Here is a 15,888-nt window from a genome sequence, read left to right as displayed (position 1 = left end):
GCCAGCTTCAGCGCGGCAATCCCCGTCAGGACCAGCACGATCCGCGCTCAGGCCGCAAGCTTGAGCAGATGCGCGTCGTGGCGAACGAGGAAGGCGCGCAGCAATTGCGGATAGTCCGCACTGACGGCAGCTCGCACGCTCGGGCGCTGCGCGAGCTCGGTGCGCCAGGCCCGGGCCTTCGGCACATCGCGGAAGATACCGTGCTCGGTCAGTTCGTCGAACAGATCGAAATAGCGGAAGATCGGCGCGAACACCGCGTCGACCAGGCTGAACGTCTCGCCGGCGAAGAATGGGCCCGTGCCGAGCGCAGCCTCGACGCGCGCAAATTTCGCCGACAGCGCTTGGCGCTTGCTTTCGAATGTGGCGGGATCTGTCGTGGTCTCCAGCCCCCAGAGATCGCCGAGGATCGCTGAACCGAACTCCATCCAGGCGCGGTGCTCGGCTCGCTTCAACGGATCAACCGGATGCAGCTTCGCACCGCCTTGCGTCTCCTCGATGTACTCGCAGATCACGTTGCTCTCGAACAGCGCGACCTCGCCCTTGTCGGTCGTCACCACCAGCACCGGCACCTTGCCGAGTGGCGACATCTTCAGAAACCAGTCGGGCTTGTCGGCGAGATCGATGTTGATCCGCTCGAACGGCACGCCCTTCTCCTTCAGCGCGATCACCGCGCGCTGCACATAGGGACAAAGCTTGTGGCTGATCAGTTTCAGTGAGGCCGTCATGGTGTGATCCCAATAGTTCGATGCAACTGCATCCAATATAGATGCATTTGCATGAACACGTCAAGATCGATGCGTTTGCATCAATCACCCGTGATCTCAAGGCCGCGCGATCACCCCGCCCGTCATCGGCATCGGTACGCCCGTGGTAGCCGGATACGACAATGGCAGACCCTTCAGGCCGCGCGCGGCGAGGAAGCCGAAGGCCTGCGCCTCGATCGCATCAGAGGCCCAGCCCAGCGCCTCGGCGGCCTCGACGGTGGCCGTCCCCACTCGCTCCCGCAACATGCGCAGCATGGTGAGGTTGCGCGCGCCGCCGCCGCAGACGATCCAGCTTCGTGGCCGCCGCGGCAGCAGCGGAATGACGCGCGCGATCGCGGCCGCGGTGAAGGCGGTGAGTGTCGCGGCGCCATCGGCAGGCAGCACATCGCCGAGCTTCAACGCCGCGAAATCGTTGCGGTCGAGCGATTTCGGCGGCGGACTTGCGAAGAACGGCAGCTCCAGCGCTCGCGCGATCCAGTCTTCATCCGCCTTGCCGAGCGCTGCGAACTTGCCTTCCGCATCGAACGCCTGGTTCATGATGCGGTACATGAAATCGTCCAGCAGCGCGTTGCCAGGCCCGGTATCGCAGGCGATCAGCGTGTCGTTGCCGTCGATATAGGTGATGTTGGAGACGCCGCCGATATTGACCACGACGATCGGCCCCTCGCGCTCCAGCGCTTGCGCCAGCGCCCGGTGGTAGACCGGCACGAACGGCGCGCCCTGCCCCCCGGCCTCGACATCGGCGGCGCGGAAATCATACATCACAGGGATATGGATGGCCTTGGCCAGCGCCGGCGCATCGCCGATCTGGACCGTTAGCCGTCGCTCCGGCCGGTGCAGCACGGTCTGGCCGTGGAAGCCGACGATGTCGATGTCCTCAGGCCGCATCCGGTTCTGGGCGACGAAGGCGGCGACAGCCTCTGCATGGGCGCGAGTCACCACCCGCTCGGCCTGGCCCAGAATACCCGGCCGGGCATCGCGTTGCGCCAGGTTCACCGCCTCGCTCAGCGCTTGGCGCAGCAAATTGCGCTCCGCCTGGTTGTAGGGCCGGTAGCCAGAGGGCCCGAACGCCTGCACCCGCTTTCCATCGGTTTCGATCAGCGCGACGTCCACCCCGTCCAGCGAGGTGCCGCTCATCAAACCGAGTGCCGTCAACATCATGGGATCAGCGTCCTCAAACATCCCCTCCGGCATGCCGATCTTGTGCCAGAGGGACACATCTTATAATGCCACAGCGCCAAGTGGCGGGCAGCAATCGAGTTCCAGCGGAAGACCCTTAAATTGCTCCCAAAACAGTAAACCAAGAATTGTCAGGCACGCCGACAGATGACTGCATTTAAATCGGATTTCCTCAACACGCTTCAGGAACGTGGATTCATCCACCAATGCTCCGATTTCGAGGGGCTGGACGCGCTCGCCGCCAAGGGCGAGGCGACCGCCTATGTCGGCTACGATTGCACCGCCCGCTCGCTGCACATCGGCAACTACCTGACCATGATGATGCTGCACTGGCTCCAAGAGTCCGGCAACAAGCCGATCACGCTGATGGGCGGCGGCACCACCATGGTCGGCGATCCCTCCGGCAAGGACGAGACGCGCGCGATCCGCACCGTTGCCGAGATCGAGGCCAACAAGGAATCGATCCGTGGCGTGTTCGCGAAGGTGCTGAAATACGGCGATGGCAAAAGCGACGCCATCATGCTCGACAACGCCGAGTGGCTGACCAAGCTGAACTGGATCGAGATGCTGCGCGACGTCGGCCGTCACTTCTCGGTCAACCGCATGCTGACGATGGACTCCGTGCGCCTGCGCCTCGAGCGCGAGCACGAGATGAGCTTCATCGAGTTCAACTACATGGTCTGCCAGGCCTACGACTTCGTCGAGCTCGCCAAGCGCACCGGCTGTCATCTGCAGATGGGCGGCTCGGACCAGTGGGGCAACATCATCATGGGCGTCGATCTCGGCCGCCGCATGGGCACGCATCAACTGTTCGCGCTGACGACGCCGCTGCTGACGACTGCGTCGGGCGCCAAGATGGGCAAGACTGCGCAAGGCGCGGTGTGGCTCAACGCCGACCAGTTCAGCCCCTATGATTTCTGGCAGTACTGGCGCAACACCGAGGATGCCGACGTCGGCAAATTCCTGAAGCTGTTCACGACGCTGCCGATGAGCGAGATCAAAAAGCTCGAAGCGCTCGGTGGCTCCGAGATCAACGAGGCCAAGAAGGTGCTCGCAACGGAGGCGACCGCGCTGCTGCACGGACGCGATGCCGCCAACGAAGCGGCCGAAACCGCGCGCCGCACTTTTGAGGAAGGCGCACTCGCCGAGAGCCTGCCGACGGTGGAAATTCCGCGCGGCGAATTGGAGGCCGGCCTCGGCGTGCTCAACGCCTTCGTCAAGGCAGGCCTCGTTGCCTCCAATGGCGAGGCACGGCGCCAGATCAAGGGTGGCGGCCTGCGGGTCAACGACGTCGCAGTCGCCGACGAGAAGATGGCGCTGTCGGCAGGCAACCTGACGCCTGAAGGCGTGATCAAGCTGTCCTTCGGCAAGAAGAAGCACGTCCTCATCAGGCCTGCATAGGCGTATGAGCTTTTGATGCTTGTCAGGGCGCGCGGATGCGCGCTCCCTGATGGGCAATGGATCAGAACACGCCCAAGGAAACGTCGGCGAAGGCGAGCAAGGGCGGCGCCGCGGCGATGCCGGAAGGCGCCGTGCGCATCGCACTCACCGTGCTCGCGCTCTGCTTCACGCTGGCCGTTCTCGGCCGCGGGCTCGGCGACAGTTTTACGGTATTCCTCAAGCCGATCTCGGAGAGTTTTGGCTGGGATCGCGCACAGATCGTTTCGGTCTATTCGCTCACCTGGCTTGCCAGCGGCCTCACCGCCCCCTTCGTCGGACGGCTGTTCGATCATTCGGGACCACGCATCGTCTATGCGCTCGGCCTGTTGCTGCTCGGCGCGGCGTTCCTGATCGCGGCGCACGCCCAGCATCTCTGGCAGTTCCAGGTCTCGATCGGCCTCTGCGTCGGCATTGGCGTTGCCTTCATCGGCATCGTGCCGAACTCGATCCTGCTCGGCCGCTGGTTTGGAGCACGGCTGCCGACCGCGATGTCCGTGGTGTATTCGGCGATGGGCGGCGGCGTGCTGGCGCTGTTGCCGGCCTCGCAGCTCCTGATCGATCACATCGGCTGGCGCGACACGTACCAGCTGTTCGGCTTTGCAGCATTGGGGCTGTTGGTGCCGCTGCTGCTGTTGCCGTGGCGGCTGTTCGCGGCGGGCTCGCCTTACGTCACCAAGAAGACCGACCCTGATTTCGTCGACAACGGCTGGACACTCCTCGGCGCAATGCGCCACCACGCTTTCTGGGCGCTGTTCTCGACCTTCTTCTTCACTGCCGTCGGCATGTACGCGATCGCGGCCCAGATCGTGGCCTATCTGATCGACGCCGGCTTCCCGCCGCTGCAGGCCGCGACCGCCTGGGGCTTCTCCGGCGTCGTGCTGGTGTTCGGCATGCTGGGTGTCTCCGCGCTCGACGGCCTGATCGGGCGCCGGCCCTCGGTGCTCTTGAGCTACGCGATCTCGATCCTCGGCATCGTCCTGCTCTGGCTATTGCAATACTCGCCGAACATCTTCCTGCTCACCGGCTTCGTCGTCTGCTTCGGCAGCATGATGGGCTCGCGTGGCCCCCTGATCAGCGCCACCGCGATGCGGATCTTTCAGGGCAAGCGCGTGGGCACCATCTACGGCACCATCTCGATCGGCAGCGGCCTCGGCTCGGCATTCGGCTCCTGGAGCGGCGGTCTGATCCACGACGCCACGCACGGCTACAATGCGCTGCTCGTCTTCGCACTTGCGAGCGTTGTCCTCGGGATGATTCCATTTCTGATTGTGCCCGCCTTGCGGCGCTAGGTCTCCCGGAGGTAACCTGCACCCTTACGTGTCACCGGGGAACTACGGGCGGGCACCGCGCGTAGACGCTTAAAAAATGCAGACAACTCGCGGCTGAAACCACAGCCTACGGTGTTTTGTCCGACATGACAAAAATGTCAGCGCGAATTGACCTGGCGCAGCTTGCAGGGCGGAACCGAATGCGATCCTAGTCGCAGCATTGGATGGAGGGCACAAACCAATGAACTTTCCTTATCTCTCTCGCTATCAACCGGTTCTCTTGAGCCTGTTTCGCTTCATCACTGGACTGCTGTTGTTCCAGTACGGCATGACCAAGCTCTTCCACATTCCGCAGGTGGCCGTGTTCGCCAATCCGCCACCGCTGATCTGGACGGCCGGCCTGATTGAGCTCGTGCTTGGCGCAGCACTGATGATCGGACTGTTCACCCGCCTCTCGGCCTTCGTCCTCTCCGGTGAAATGGCCTTCGCCTATTTCCTCGGTCACGTCTTTCACATCTCGAAGGAGGGCCCGGCGGTGTTCCTGCCGCTGCTCAACGGCGGTACCGCGGCGATCCTGTTCTGCTTCGCTTGCCTCTACCTCGCTGCCGCCGGCGGCGGTGTGGTCAGCGTCGATGCGCTGTTGGGCAAGGAGAGCGAAGCAACAGGCGGCGCTTTCGCGCGGCGCTGACGCGCGCGCAACCAGACCGGCGCCGGCGTTCCGCCGGTGCCGGTTCAACGCGAGCCCAGCACGTTCCAGATCAGGACGAGGGCCGCAGCAAGCAGCGCGGACATGATGAGGCGGTGAACTAATCGGTTCATTGCAGGTCCGGCACGGGCGTCCATACCCCAATGTCGATTTTCCGAAGCGAACGTCCCGGCACGCGGCCTGATTAGCGCTGCCGCGCCAGGCTGCAACCGCTCGATAACGGCCTTGCCGATCCCGTGTCGCCGGACTGCGCCGACGGTAGCTCGTCGATCGGCGAGTTCTGCTTGCCGGTGTTGAACTCGAATATCTTGCGGAACAGGCCCGGCGCCATCGCCGAGATCGGATTGACGCGCATCACCGGCGCCGCCGGCGTACCGACAACCTCGTAGGTCACGCCAATCAATCCCTCTTTGTCGCCGTTACCCAGGAAGAGGCCGAACAACGGAATCTGGCCGAAGATGTTGTTCACGCCGTACATCGGCACAAAGGTGCCGCTCATGCAGACCTGGTTGCCGGGAAAGTCGACCGAGCCTTCGATGGTGGCGCCGATCATCGGTCCCTTGACCACGCCATCGCGGATCGTGAGCGCGCCGTTCTGCCGCGTGAACTCCGCGCGCAGCGCCGTGAAGGTCACGCCATTCTGCGCGCCATTAGGGGCACCCGCCGCGACGCGATCAAGCTGATCCATTCCCCTGACCGCGAAGTCGCGCACATTGATCAGGCCTTCCCTGGCCGTAGGCTCTGACGTCGGCGGCTCCATGGCAACCACCATCTGGCCGCCGAAGACCTTGTTGGTCGTGTCGGTGAACTTCAGCAGCGATCCGGCATCATTGGTCTGGAGATAGATCACCTCGCGGCTGCCTTGCGCGCGCCCGCCGCGCAAGTCCGCCGCCACCGGGGTGTTTTGGCCGATCCTGCCGCTCAGCGTGAACGCCTTGATCGCCCCGCTGCGCTTCGACATCTTGGCATCGACGCTGCGCATCGTCTCGCCGTTGAATCCGGCGACCGTGCCAAGCTTCACATCGATGTCGAAGTCGACGTTCTTGAGCTTGCTCTTGCTGTCGTCCTTGGAATTGCCTGAGATCGCCGACTTCAGGAAGCCGCGGCCGTCGAACACATCGCCGCGCATCGTGCCACGCACCACGCCGTCCTGACCGCGCTCCACCTTGAGCGACGTCTTGTCGCCGTCTGACGGCGAGTAGACCGGGAAGTTCGCATTCATGAGGTCGCCGTTCGGATCGACTTCGAGCGAGCCCTTGATCGAGGCGCCGCCGCCCTCGATGACGATGTCCTCGAGCCGTGTCGATTGCGCCGTCGGTACCACCTTGAACGTCGCCTTGCTCGCCTTGCCCGGCAGCTTGACCCAGCCTGGAAGAATGTTGTCGAGCTTGACCGACGTCAGGTCGGCCTCGATGCCGAGCTTGGTCGTTGCGTCCGGACCGCCGGCAATCTTGCCCGACACCTTGACCGGCACCGAGCCGCTGACGGCCGGACTGAGGTCAAAGCCCAGGCGGGCGCGGCTGGCATCATCCAGCGTCGTCTGCAGCTTGACGTCGGCATCGCCATCGGTCGCCTTGCGATAGTCCAGCGAGGCCGCCTGCCCGTTGATCTTGACGTCGCCCTTGACCTGGTAACCCCCGTTGTTGGCGAGGACCTTGAGATTGTTGGCCTCGAGCTTCTGGTTCATCACCAGCTTTTCGGCGCTGAAGCCGTTGAGATCGGCGGTGACGGCGTAGACGGTGTCCGCCTTGGTCAGCTCGCCCTTCACCGGCAGGCCGAGCTGGATGTTCGCCGTGAACGTGCCCTTGCTGGTGTTGGGATCGACGACGGTCGACGACAGATCGCTCAGCCGATCATTGGACAGCATTTCGGCTGCCGCCGGCACCGGACCTTCGACACGGAAACGCGTCCGCGACGGCGACGGCTTTGGCGCCATATCAGGCACTTCGAAGGTGAAGTCGGAAATCGTGATCTTGCGGCCTGCGGGCGTGTCGGCAATGCCCTGGGCGATATTCACCGTGGCCGTGCGTCCGGTCACGTGCGCCTTGAGATCGGCGTCGTGCACGACAGGCATGCCGTCGACGGGGCGAACCGCAACGCCGCTCGCCACGATGTTGACCGACAAGCCATCATCGGGAATCGGCGGCCCCTTGCGCGGAAGGTTACGCGTCGGCGAGTTGACGCCGACCTCAATGCGCTGGAGCGTGCCGCGCTCGATCCGCTCGATCACCCATTGCCGTAACTCCGGCACCACAAGCGTCGGCCACATCCGCTTCAAGGCGGAGGCCGACATCGGCGTTCCCGCAAAGCCGAGCGTCAGGCGTGGCTCCCCGGAATAGTCGATCGCACCGGTGCCGGCGACGCCAATCTCGCCGTTGGAGATATCGGCCTGCGTCAGCAGCATGCGCTTGTGGTCGGTGTCGAAGCGGAAGCCGATCGCGATGCGGTTGAAGACGAGCGGCGGCTCGTTGTCGATGCCGCCGAGCAGGATCGAACCGCCGCTGAAGCCGAGCTGCCAGTCGTTCACGGTGCCGTTGGGCGGCTCGAGATGGGCCAGCAGCGTCAGACGGTTCGCGCCCGAAATGATCTTGAACGGCGCGACCAGCACTCGTCGATTGGCATCCCATTCGATATTGATCTCGGCCGAGTCGATCGCCATCGGATAATCGGGCGTGTCGGTGTCGATGATGTTGCCCGCGCCGATGGTGACCTTGCCGCGGAAGAATGTCGGCACGCCGTCGCGGCCGAGCTCGCCTTTCAGCTCGCCGGTCAGCGGCAAATCGGCCGTATAGGTCAGGTCCTTGACGCGCAACGCGAGCAGGATGTTCGAGGTCGAGACCTTGTCGGCGCGAATGTCGACCGACCGCACTCCATTCTCGCTGGGTCCGATCGTGGCGCGCAGCGACCACGGGTGCGCGCCCTCCTCGCCGAGGCTGAGCGCCACACCGCCCTGGCTTGGCCGGCGCAGGCTGAGCGTGATGTTCTCAAACGTCCATTTGCTGCCGCGCTGCTGGTCGTCGACAATCAGATTGCCGTTCTTGAGACCGATCTCGTTGAGGTTCTGGCCGTCGAGGCCGGTCATGCTCAGGCTATCGAGCCAGTCGAGGCCCTGAAGAATGCCGCTCTGCGCGGCCGGTTGAGGCGCGGCCTGGGTTGCGTCCGGCGTTGCGGGTGCCATCCCGAAAGGCGGCGGCGGCACGCCGTTACGCGGGAATGTCGGCGGCAGCCCTGCTTCCTTCTTGGACGCGACGCCGGTTGCCAGCGGCTTCGCCGTGTCGCCGGCAGAGACCGTGACGGTGCCATCGGGCGCGATCCGGATTGCAAGTTCGGCATCGACCAGGTTCAGGCTTTCGGCGCGCAGGCGACCGGTGAGAAGAGCGGCTCCCGACAGTCTCACCTCGGCCTTCGGCGCACTGGCGACGATGGCATGGTCATGGTCACGAACGATGATGTCTCGGATGCGCACGGCGATCCGGATCCGCCCCGCACGCTCGATCTGGGTGCCGCCAACCTCCACGGTGTTGCCGTGGCCGATATTGTCCTCGATGGCGGCGGCGAGCCAAGGCGTCGCCATGTCGAGATTGATCGGACCTGCGCCAAGCCGCCACCACAGCGCACCAAAGCAACCGACGAAGATGACGATCAGGGTGCCGACAAGGATAGCCATCCGCCGCAGCCAGCGGCCGCTTGGCAGCGCTCGCCGCAACGCCGAGAAATCGCCACCGACGCGAAAGCGCGAGTTGGAACGCGACAACAGGCGGCGTGCGCGGTGGCCCGCCTCCTCTTCCTGGTCCCGATCCCAGTCGGCCTCGTCCCATTCCGGCTGTTCGTGACGGCCGGCGTGTCGATCGAAGTCCCGATTGTGATCCTGGGTGTGATCTTGGGGCGACGTATTCCTTGCCATTGCCTCTCGATACAGGCGCCCATCATAGGACTGAGCACCGCCGGGACCGCCGCCATCGACGGGAATGGACACTCCCCGCCCCGGCATTGCCGCCATACCTCTAATGTTCCTGCTGTTCGTCATCTCGCCCCGGGAGCGCGTTCAACGAGCAGTGGGGTGGTGCGTGGAATTCCTTGTAACCATACTCCGTCGCCGCCAAAATTGCCCAGCCGAGGGCGCGAATCCGGCACACCGGACGAGAGCTGCAATACCGCTTTGGTTGACCCGCCGAAAGCGACGAAAGGAAGGCGTATGTCCAAGAAATCCCGAAAGAAATCGTCCAAAACGCCCTCCGGCAGTTTGACCGCTAAAAAGAAGCCCGTGAAAGCGCGGGCAACGACTCAAACGCGTAGCGCGAAAACACAGCCGGCATCGGCAGGCAAATCAACCAAGACAGGCGCAAAACCAGCATCGCATAAGGCCGCATCGAAACGGTTAAAATCTTCTGAAAAGGCCTCCAGGCCTGCGGCTGCGACGTCGGGAGCCAAATCGGCTCTGGCCGAAGGCCAGAAGGCCCCCGCGTTCCGCCTGCCCCGCGACGGCGGCGATGTGGTCACTCTCTCGGACTATGCCGGCCAGAAGCTGGTCCTGTTCTTCTACCCCCGCGCCGACACGCCGGGCTGCACCCGTGAGGCGATCGACTTCACCCGCCTCAAGAGCGACTTCACGGCCGCCGGCACTACGGTGCTGGGGATTTCGGCCGACCCGTTAAAGGCCCAGGAGAAATTCCGCGACAAGCACGGCCTTGGCATCCCCCTGATCTCGGACGAGCAGCATGAGATGCTGGCGGCCTATGGCGCCTGGGGCGAAAAATCCATGTATGGCAAGACCTTCCTCGGGATTCTTCGTACCACGGTGCTGATCGGCGCCGATGGCAAGGTAGCCAGGATCTGGCGCAATGTCCGGGTCGACGGCCATGCTGACGATGTGCTGGCTGCGGCAAGAAGTCTTTAACCAGCCCGTTAAAATCGAGCGTTCCCGTTTCCGGAAAATTAACCATGACCAGCCCAGATTGCTGCGGCAATTAAGCCGCAAGGAACCGTTCCGACCGGCGCGGGAGTGCCGATGTCGAAAAGTTCTGCCCAATATTCGCAGTACCCCCAGCATCATTCGCACGACCACGGACGGTCCTTCCACCGCCGGCCTGCGGCCGCTGTAGCTGCAGCGATTCCCCTGCCCGCGGCCGACGACGCCTACACCATCGTGCATCACGGCAAGCAGGTCCGGCTTGGGCCCGTGGTGTTCTGGATCGTGGTCGGCACCGTCGTTCTGCTCGGGCTCTGGTCGGCGGCGACCGCCACTTATTTCGCTTTTCGCGACGACGTCCTGACCCGGCTGATCGCCCGCCAGGCCGAGATGCAATACGCCTATGAAGACCGCATCGCCGAGCTGCGCGCCAAGGTCGACCGCACCACCAGCCGGCAACTGCTCGACCAGGAACAGTTCGACCAGAAGCTCGACCAGATCATGAAGCGCCAGACGGCGCTGGAGTCCCGGGCCACGGCGCTTGGCGCCATGCCGGACGTGACCGGATCGATCCCACGCGCGGCGCCGCAGCGCGGCGAGGCGAACCAGACGACCCAGGGCACGCCAAAACCGTCGCCGATCAGCGATACCGTGATCTTCGTGGCGCCGCCCGACCGTGAGGCGCGGCTGGAATCGCGCGCCCCCGCCGTGATCGCCCCGCCGGTCAATCAATTCGCCAAGAACCAGGGCTTTGACAATGTCCTGGTCCGGCTCACGAACTCGCTCGATCAGGTGGAGCGCCGCCAGGTCGCGGCGCTCAGCGCCGTCGAGGAAGGTATGGATTCGCGGATGCGGCGGATGCGCGGCGTCGTCAGCGACCTCGGCCTGAACCTTTCCAGCCTTGAGGCCGCGGTGCCGCGCGCTCCGATGGGCGGCCCCTTCGTGCCGGTGAAGCTCACGGCAAACGCTGGCCCCTTCGAGAAGCAGCTCTATCGCATCAATGTCACGCGCGCCGAAATGGACCGGCTCACTCGTACGCTGGCGCAGGTGCCCTATCGCAAACCGGTCGTCGGCGAAGTCGAGTTTACCTCCGGCTTCGGCGTGCGCAGCGATCCCTTCCTCGGCCGGCCCGCGATGCACACCGGTCTCGACTTCCGCGCCGCGACCGGCGATCCCGCGCGCGTCACCGCCAACGGCAAGGTGGTCTCGGCCGGCTGGTCCGGTGGTTACGGTCGCATGGTCGAGGTCGATCACGGCAACGGGCTGTCGACCCGCTACGGCCATCTCTCCGAGATCAACGTCAAGGTCGGCGAGACCGTGAGGATCGGCCAGGTCATCGGCCTCGTCGGCTCGACCGGTCGTTCAACCGGCCCGCACCTGCACTACGAGACCCGCATCGACGGCGAAGCCGTCGACCCGCAGAAGTTCTTGCGCGCCGGCGTACGGCTGAGCGCGGGCTAAGTGCCGCGCGTCGGCCCTTAGTGGCATCCGCCGGCCGGCCTGATTACTGGCTGTGCTCGTGACCGACCTCGCCGGTGATGACGTCACCGAACAGCTCCCAGGCCTGCCCGTTGAAGCGCATCAGCTGCATCTGCTCGATCGGGAAATAGTCATCGGGCGAGGTGTTGACCACGATGCCGGGCAGCATCAGGTCGGTGTGAAAATTCTTCAGGCTGGCCGCTTGCTTCATGACGTTGTCGCGCGTGAGATTGTCGCCGCACTGCTTCAGGACCTGCGCCATCGCCTCGGCCTGCACGTAGCCATAGAGGTTGTTGGCGTTGGCCTTGTCGCCATCAGGATAATACTTGTCCATGAACGCCCGCCACGCGATCACCGCCGGATCCTTGTCCCAGGTCGGATCGGTCGGGTCCTTCAGATAGGCGGTCGAGATGATGTCCTTGGAATATTCGAGCCCGGCGGGCTTGAGCACCGAGGCGATGGAGGTTGCTGTATTGGCCAGGAAGAATTTGGGTTTCCAGCCGAGCTCACCCACCTTGCGGATCGCCTGCGCCGAGCCCTTCGGCGCCGCCCATGAGAAGAAGATGTCGGCGCCGGAATCGTGCAGGGCGACAATCTGCGAGTCGATCGAGGGATCGCTGACCTCGTAGGACTTGTCGGCGATGATCATGTTGGCCTTGTCGCCAAGGCCGTCCTTCAGGCCCTTGAACTGGTCCTTGCCGGCGTCGTCGTTCTGCCAGAACACCGCAATCTTGCCGGTCGGGAATTTGTCGAGGATGTATTTTGCGTAGATCCGCCCCTCGCTTTGGTAGTTGGGCTGAAAACCCATCGTCCACGGAAAGTTCTTGGGATCGCCGAACTTGGTGCCGCCGGAGGCAACGAAGAGCTGCGGCACTCGTTTGGCGTTCATGTACTTCATGATCGCCGAGTTCGAGGGCGTACCGAGCGCCTGGAAGATCAGCAGCACCTCGTCACTCTCGACCAGCTTGCGCGCCTGCTCGATCGCCTTCGGCGGCGAATAGGCATCGTCATAGCTGATGAAATTGATCTTGCGGCCATTGATGCCGCCCTGATCGTTGATCATCTTGAAGAACGCCGCCTCGGTCCTGCCGATCACGCCATAGGACGACGCCGGCCCGCTGTAGGGCATGATGTTGCCGATCTTGATTTCGGTATCGCTGGCGCCGGGGTCGTATTGCTTTTGCGCCGAGGCCGGGGTGGTGGCGAGCACGGCGGCAGCAAGCACCGCGAGGGCAGCAAGGTGTTCGCGACGACCCGGCATTGGTCTCTCCCTGCATCTTATCGTTCTTGTTTTAAGAGAGTGTCGCAAGGCGACAGGCCGCTGGCAAGCGACAGGATTTTCCGTGAAGTGAAACGCCGCTTGGGAACTTATCGAGCGCGCTGCAACATTGTCAGCACCCGTCCGTCGATCACGAGCAAAGCGCTGCCGATGACGATCGCGCCGGCGATCTCACGCATGGATATCGGCTCACCCAGCACCAGCCATCCCAGCAGGATCGCGGTCACCGGAATGAGCAACGTCACCAACATCACATTGGTCGCTCCCGAGCGTCGAATAATCTGGAAGAAGATGATATAGGCGAGCGCGGTCGATAGCGCAGCGAGGCCAAGCACAGCGAGCCAGGTCGTCACATCCGGCACGGGCAGACGCCACGGCTGTTCCGCCGCACCAGCAACAATCGCCATCATCACCGTCGACGCCATCAGTTGAAACGTCGCGGTGCCGAGCGGGGCTGAGTCCTTCAGGAGCCGCCGCGCGGCGAGCGCCGCAAAGCCGTAGCTGAGCGCGCCGCCAAGGCAGAGCAGGATGCCGAGCCCCTGCCCGGTCCGCGTCTCGATCCCCCAGCCGCGCAGGATGATCACGCCCAGGAGTCCCAGCGCGACGCCAGCCACCCGCCGCGCCTGCAACGCCTCTTCGCCCACTGCGGCCATCACCATCACGGTGAACAGCGGGGTGGTGGCGTTAAGGATCGACGCCAGCCCGCTTGGAATGAAGGTCTGGCCAATCACGATCAGCGAGAACGGAAGGACATTGTTGAACAGCCCAATGACGAAGAACGGTGTCCAGCCGGCGACGCCTTTGGGAAAGCCGATCCCCTGCATTCGCAGAAGCGGCACCAGCATGGTCGCGCCGAGAACGACACGCAGGAACACCAGCGTCAGCGGCGGCAATTCGCGGAGCGCGGCGCCGTTGAAAAAGAACGAGCCACCCCAGAGAATCGAGAGCACGGCAAGCAGCGACCAGTCTCGCGCGTCGATCCTGATGTCGTTCGGGAGCATGACGTTTACCTCGGCGGTCCAGCCAGCTCGCCTAGGACCACGCGGCTCATGCTGCCACCCGAATTCCGATAAATTACGTGCCAGATCGACGTGTGCGCGCATCGCCCGCGATATCGGCCACGACCGCTCCGATCACCAGTGCGCCGCCGATCAGCGCATGTGCGGCCGGCACCTCACCAAAGCCCACCCAGATCCAGAAGGCCATTAACGGCGTTTCCAGCGTCGCGATCAATGACGCCTGCCCCGACGGCAGCAATCGGGAGCCCAGCATATAGAAGGTCAGGCCGAGCGCGACCTGGAGGCAGCCGAACATCGCGAGGATCGCCAGGTTATGGCCGCCGATATGGGCGATGTCATGGGCGAGCGGCAGGCTGACGAGGCTGCCGATGAAATTCGAGAGTGCTGCTGCCGCCACCATCGAGGTCTCCCTGTGGCGTCGCACGACGACTGTCATGGCCGAGATGGCGAGCACCATCAAGCAGCTTAGGGCCACACCGCTGATATCGGCGCCAGATCTGATGCCGCCGACGGTGATGACCACGCCGGCAAAGGCGACGAGGCTCGCGATCAGGGTACGCCAGGTTGCGGCTTCGCCCAGCCACAGCCATGCCAGCGCGGCGGCGACGAACGGCTGCGTCGCGATCAGCACCGCAACATTCATGACGTTGGTCATCTGCAGCGCAGGAATGAACGAGATCATGCCGGTGGCGGACAATGCCGCGACGAGCAAGCCGCCGCGTCCCGGCACCACCAATTGCCGGAGCGCAGCCGGTCCCTGCATCAGGACGAGAAGCACGGTGATCAGGCTGCCGCCGAACAAGCCGCGCCAGAACAAGATGGTCCAGGGATCGAAGGGCAGCAGCCGCGTGAAGAACGGCGCCGTGCTCCAGGCAATCGCTGCCGCAGCGACGAGGGCAATGCCGAGACCGCGTTCCGACCGAGCCTGCCCCATGTCGAGTTCCAGCTAAGTCGAATTCCAGTTAAGATGACTTTTTCGGCCGCGACACCAGCTCAATCATCTTGCCTTCGTCGTCGTCGGGCATCACGGCCTTTGCCTGCGCGTAAGACTCGACGGCGGCGCGCGAGACCAGCGGCTTGTCGGCCAGCAGGCTCTCGGCGAGCTTCACGGCATAGGCGGCATCCTTGTGCCGCAGCGCAGCCGTGAACGTCGCGCCGCTGAAATCACGGGCCACCATGCGCTTGGAATGGCGCTGAACTTGCGGGCTTGCGGCGACGCCAGCCTGGATCGACTCCAGCACCAGCTTCATGTCGAGCCCAGCCTGCTCGGCGATCGCGAGGCCCTCGGCAAGGCCGGCGATCTGGATTGCGCCCATGAGGTTGTTGATCAGCTTGTAGACCGTGCCGGAGCCGACGGCGCCGAAATGCCTGATGGTCGAGCCGATCGGTTCGAGGAAAGGCTGCGCGCGCCCGAGGTCGGCCGCCTCGGCGCCAACCAGCAGTGTCAGCTTTCCGGCCGCTGCCGCATCCGGCAATCCCGTCACGGGGCAATCGATGTAGATCAGGCCACGCGCGCTCAGCTCGCGCCCCATCTCGCGCGCATGGTCATAGGAGACGGTGGAGCACTCGATCGCGATGGTGCCGGCCTTCGCGGTCTTGGCGGCGCCGTTGGGCCCGAGCCAGACCGAGCGCGAGGCTTCGTCGTCGGCGACCATGGTCACCACGGCGTCTGCGTCGATCGCGGCATCCTCAGGCGAGGTCGCCCACTTTGCGCCGCGCGCGATCAGGTCTTCGGCTTTTGACTTGCTGCGATTCCACAGCGTCACCGTAAAACCGGCATCGAGATAACGGCCAGCCATGCCGTGGCCCATCCGTCCAAGCCCGATGAAGGCCACGCGGGTCATG

12 protein-coding genes are annotated in these 15,888 nt (G+C 64.1%); 5 read left to right on the top strand and 7 right to left on the bottom strand.

The features are described 5' to 3' along the window. Positions 1 to 47 precede the first annotated feature (47 nt). Positions 48 to 725 (bottom strand): glutathione S-transferase family protein, encoded by a 678-nt coding sequence (locus XI06_RS12785; protein WP_271605437.1) that lies wholly within the window; start codon positions 723 to 725, stop codon positions 48 to 50. A gap of 96 nt (positions 726 to 821) precedes the next feature. Then, a complete protein-coding gene (locus XI06_RS12780) occupies positions 822 to 1,925 on the bottom strand; it encodes an anhydro-N-acetylmuramic acid kinase (RefSeq protein ID WP_237858018.1) in 1,104 nt (367 codons plus the stop codon). Between the two features lie 165 nt (positions 1,926 to 2,090). On the opposite strand from XI06_RS12780, the gene tyrS reads away from it, so the two are divergent. From tyrS to XI06_RS12765, 3 genes are all read left to right on the top strand, one after another. Continuing rightward, positions 2,091 to 3,344 (top strand): tyrosine--tRNA ligase, encoded by a 1,254-nt coding sequence (tyrS, locus tag XI06_RS12775; protein ID WP_237858019.1) that lies wholly within the window; start codon positions 2,091 to 2,093, stop codon positions 3,342 to 3,344. Between the two features lie 56 nt (positions 3,345 to 3,400). Beyond that, positions 3,401 to 4,672 carry an MFS transporter gene (locus tag XI06_RS12770; protein WP_237869226.1) on the top strand — a complete coding sequence of 424 codons (1,272 nt, stop codon included), beginning with the start codon at positions 3,401 to 3,403 and terminating at the stop codon, positions 4,670 to 4,672. A 220-nt stretch (positions 4,673 to 4,892) separates the two neighbouring features. Then, the gene (locus XI06_RS12765; protein ID WP_237891914.1) at positions 4,893 to 5,339 is read left to right on the top strand and encodes a DoxX family protein; all 447 of its coding nucleotides are present in this window, start codon (positions 4,893 to 4,895) and stop codon (positions 5,337 to 5,339) included. A 202-nt stretch (positions 5,340 to 5,541) separates the two neighbouring features. Here XI06_RS12765 and XI06_RS12760 read toward each other — a convergent pair whose 3' ends face one another. Continuing rightward, on the bottom strand, positions 5,542 to 9,348 hold the full coding sequence (locus XI06_RS12760; RefSeq protein WP_237870003.1) for a YhdP family protein: 3,807 nt from the start codon (positions 9,346 to 9,348) through the stop codon (positions 5,542 to 5,544). A gap of 204 nt (positions 9,349 to 9,552) precedes the next feature. Here XI06_RS12760 and XI06_RS12755 point away from each other — a divergent pair, with 204 nt between their 5' ends. Both XI06_RS12755 and XI06_RS12750 read left to right on the top strand, forming a co-directional pair. After that, the gene (locus XI06_RS12755; RefSeq protein WP_237858022.1) at positions 9,553 to 10,254 is read left to right on the top strand and encodes a peroxiredoxin; all 702 of its coding nucleotides are present in this window, start codon (positions 9,553 to 9,555) and stop codon (positions 10,252 to 10,254) included. 111 nt (positions 10,255 to 10,365) lie between these two features. Then, positions 10,366 to 11,727, top strand: a complete 1,362-nt coding sequence (locus tag XI06_RS12750; protein ID WP_237858023.1) for a M23 family metallopeptidase — start codon at positions 10,366 to 10,368, stop codon at positions 11,725 to 11,727. A 43-nt stretch (positions 11,728 to 11,770) separates the two neighbouring features. Here the strand turns inward: XI06_RS12750 and XI06_RS12745 are convergent, their stop codons facing one another. The 4 genes from XI06_RS12745 to XI06_RS12730 all read right to left on the bottom strand — a co-directional run bounded on the left by XI06_RS12745 (position 11,771) and on the right by XI06_RS12730 (position 15,887). Continuing rightward, positions 11,771 to 13,006, bottom strand: a complete 1,236-nt coding sequence (locus XI06_RS12745) for an ABC transporter substrate-binding protein (RefSeq protein ID WP_237869231.1) — start codon at positions 13,004 to 13,006, stop codon at positions 11,771 to 11,773. 107 nt (positions 13,007 to 13,113) lie between these two features. Continuing rightward, a complete protein-coding gene (locus tag XI06_RS12740) occupies positions 13,114 to 14,025 on the bottom strand; it encodes a DMT family transporter (RefSeq protein WP_271605436.1) in 912 nt (303 codons plus the stop codon). A gap of 73 nt (positions 14,026 to 14,098) precedes the next feature. Beyond that, a complete protein-coding gene (locus XI06_RS12735; RefSeq protein WP_271605435.1) occupies positions 14,099 to 14,977 on the bottom strand; it encodes a DMT family transporter in 879 nt (292 codons plus the stop codon). A gap of 28 nt (positions 14,978 to 15,005) precedes the next feature. Further along, positions 15,006 to 15,887, bottom strand: coding sequence for an NAD(P)-dependent oxidoreductase (locus XI06_RS12730; protein WP_237858028.1), 882 nt, complete (start codon positions 15,885 to 15,887; stop codon positions 15,006 to 15,008). Position 15,888 lies beyond the last annotated feature (1 nt).

Source organism: Bradyrhizobium sp. CCBAU 11434, assembly GCF_028128895.1.
GTDB lineage: Bacteria > Pseudomonadota > Alphaproteobacteria > Rhizobiales > Xanthobacteraceae > Bradyrhizobium > Bradyrhizobium zhengyangense.
The sequence above is the reverse complement of the archived record's forward strand: the minus strand, read 5'-3'. Positions and strand labels throughout refer to the sequence as shown.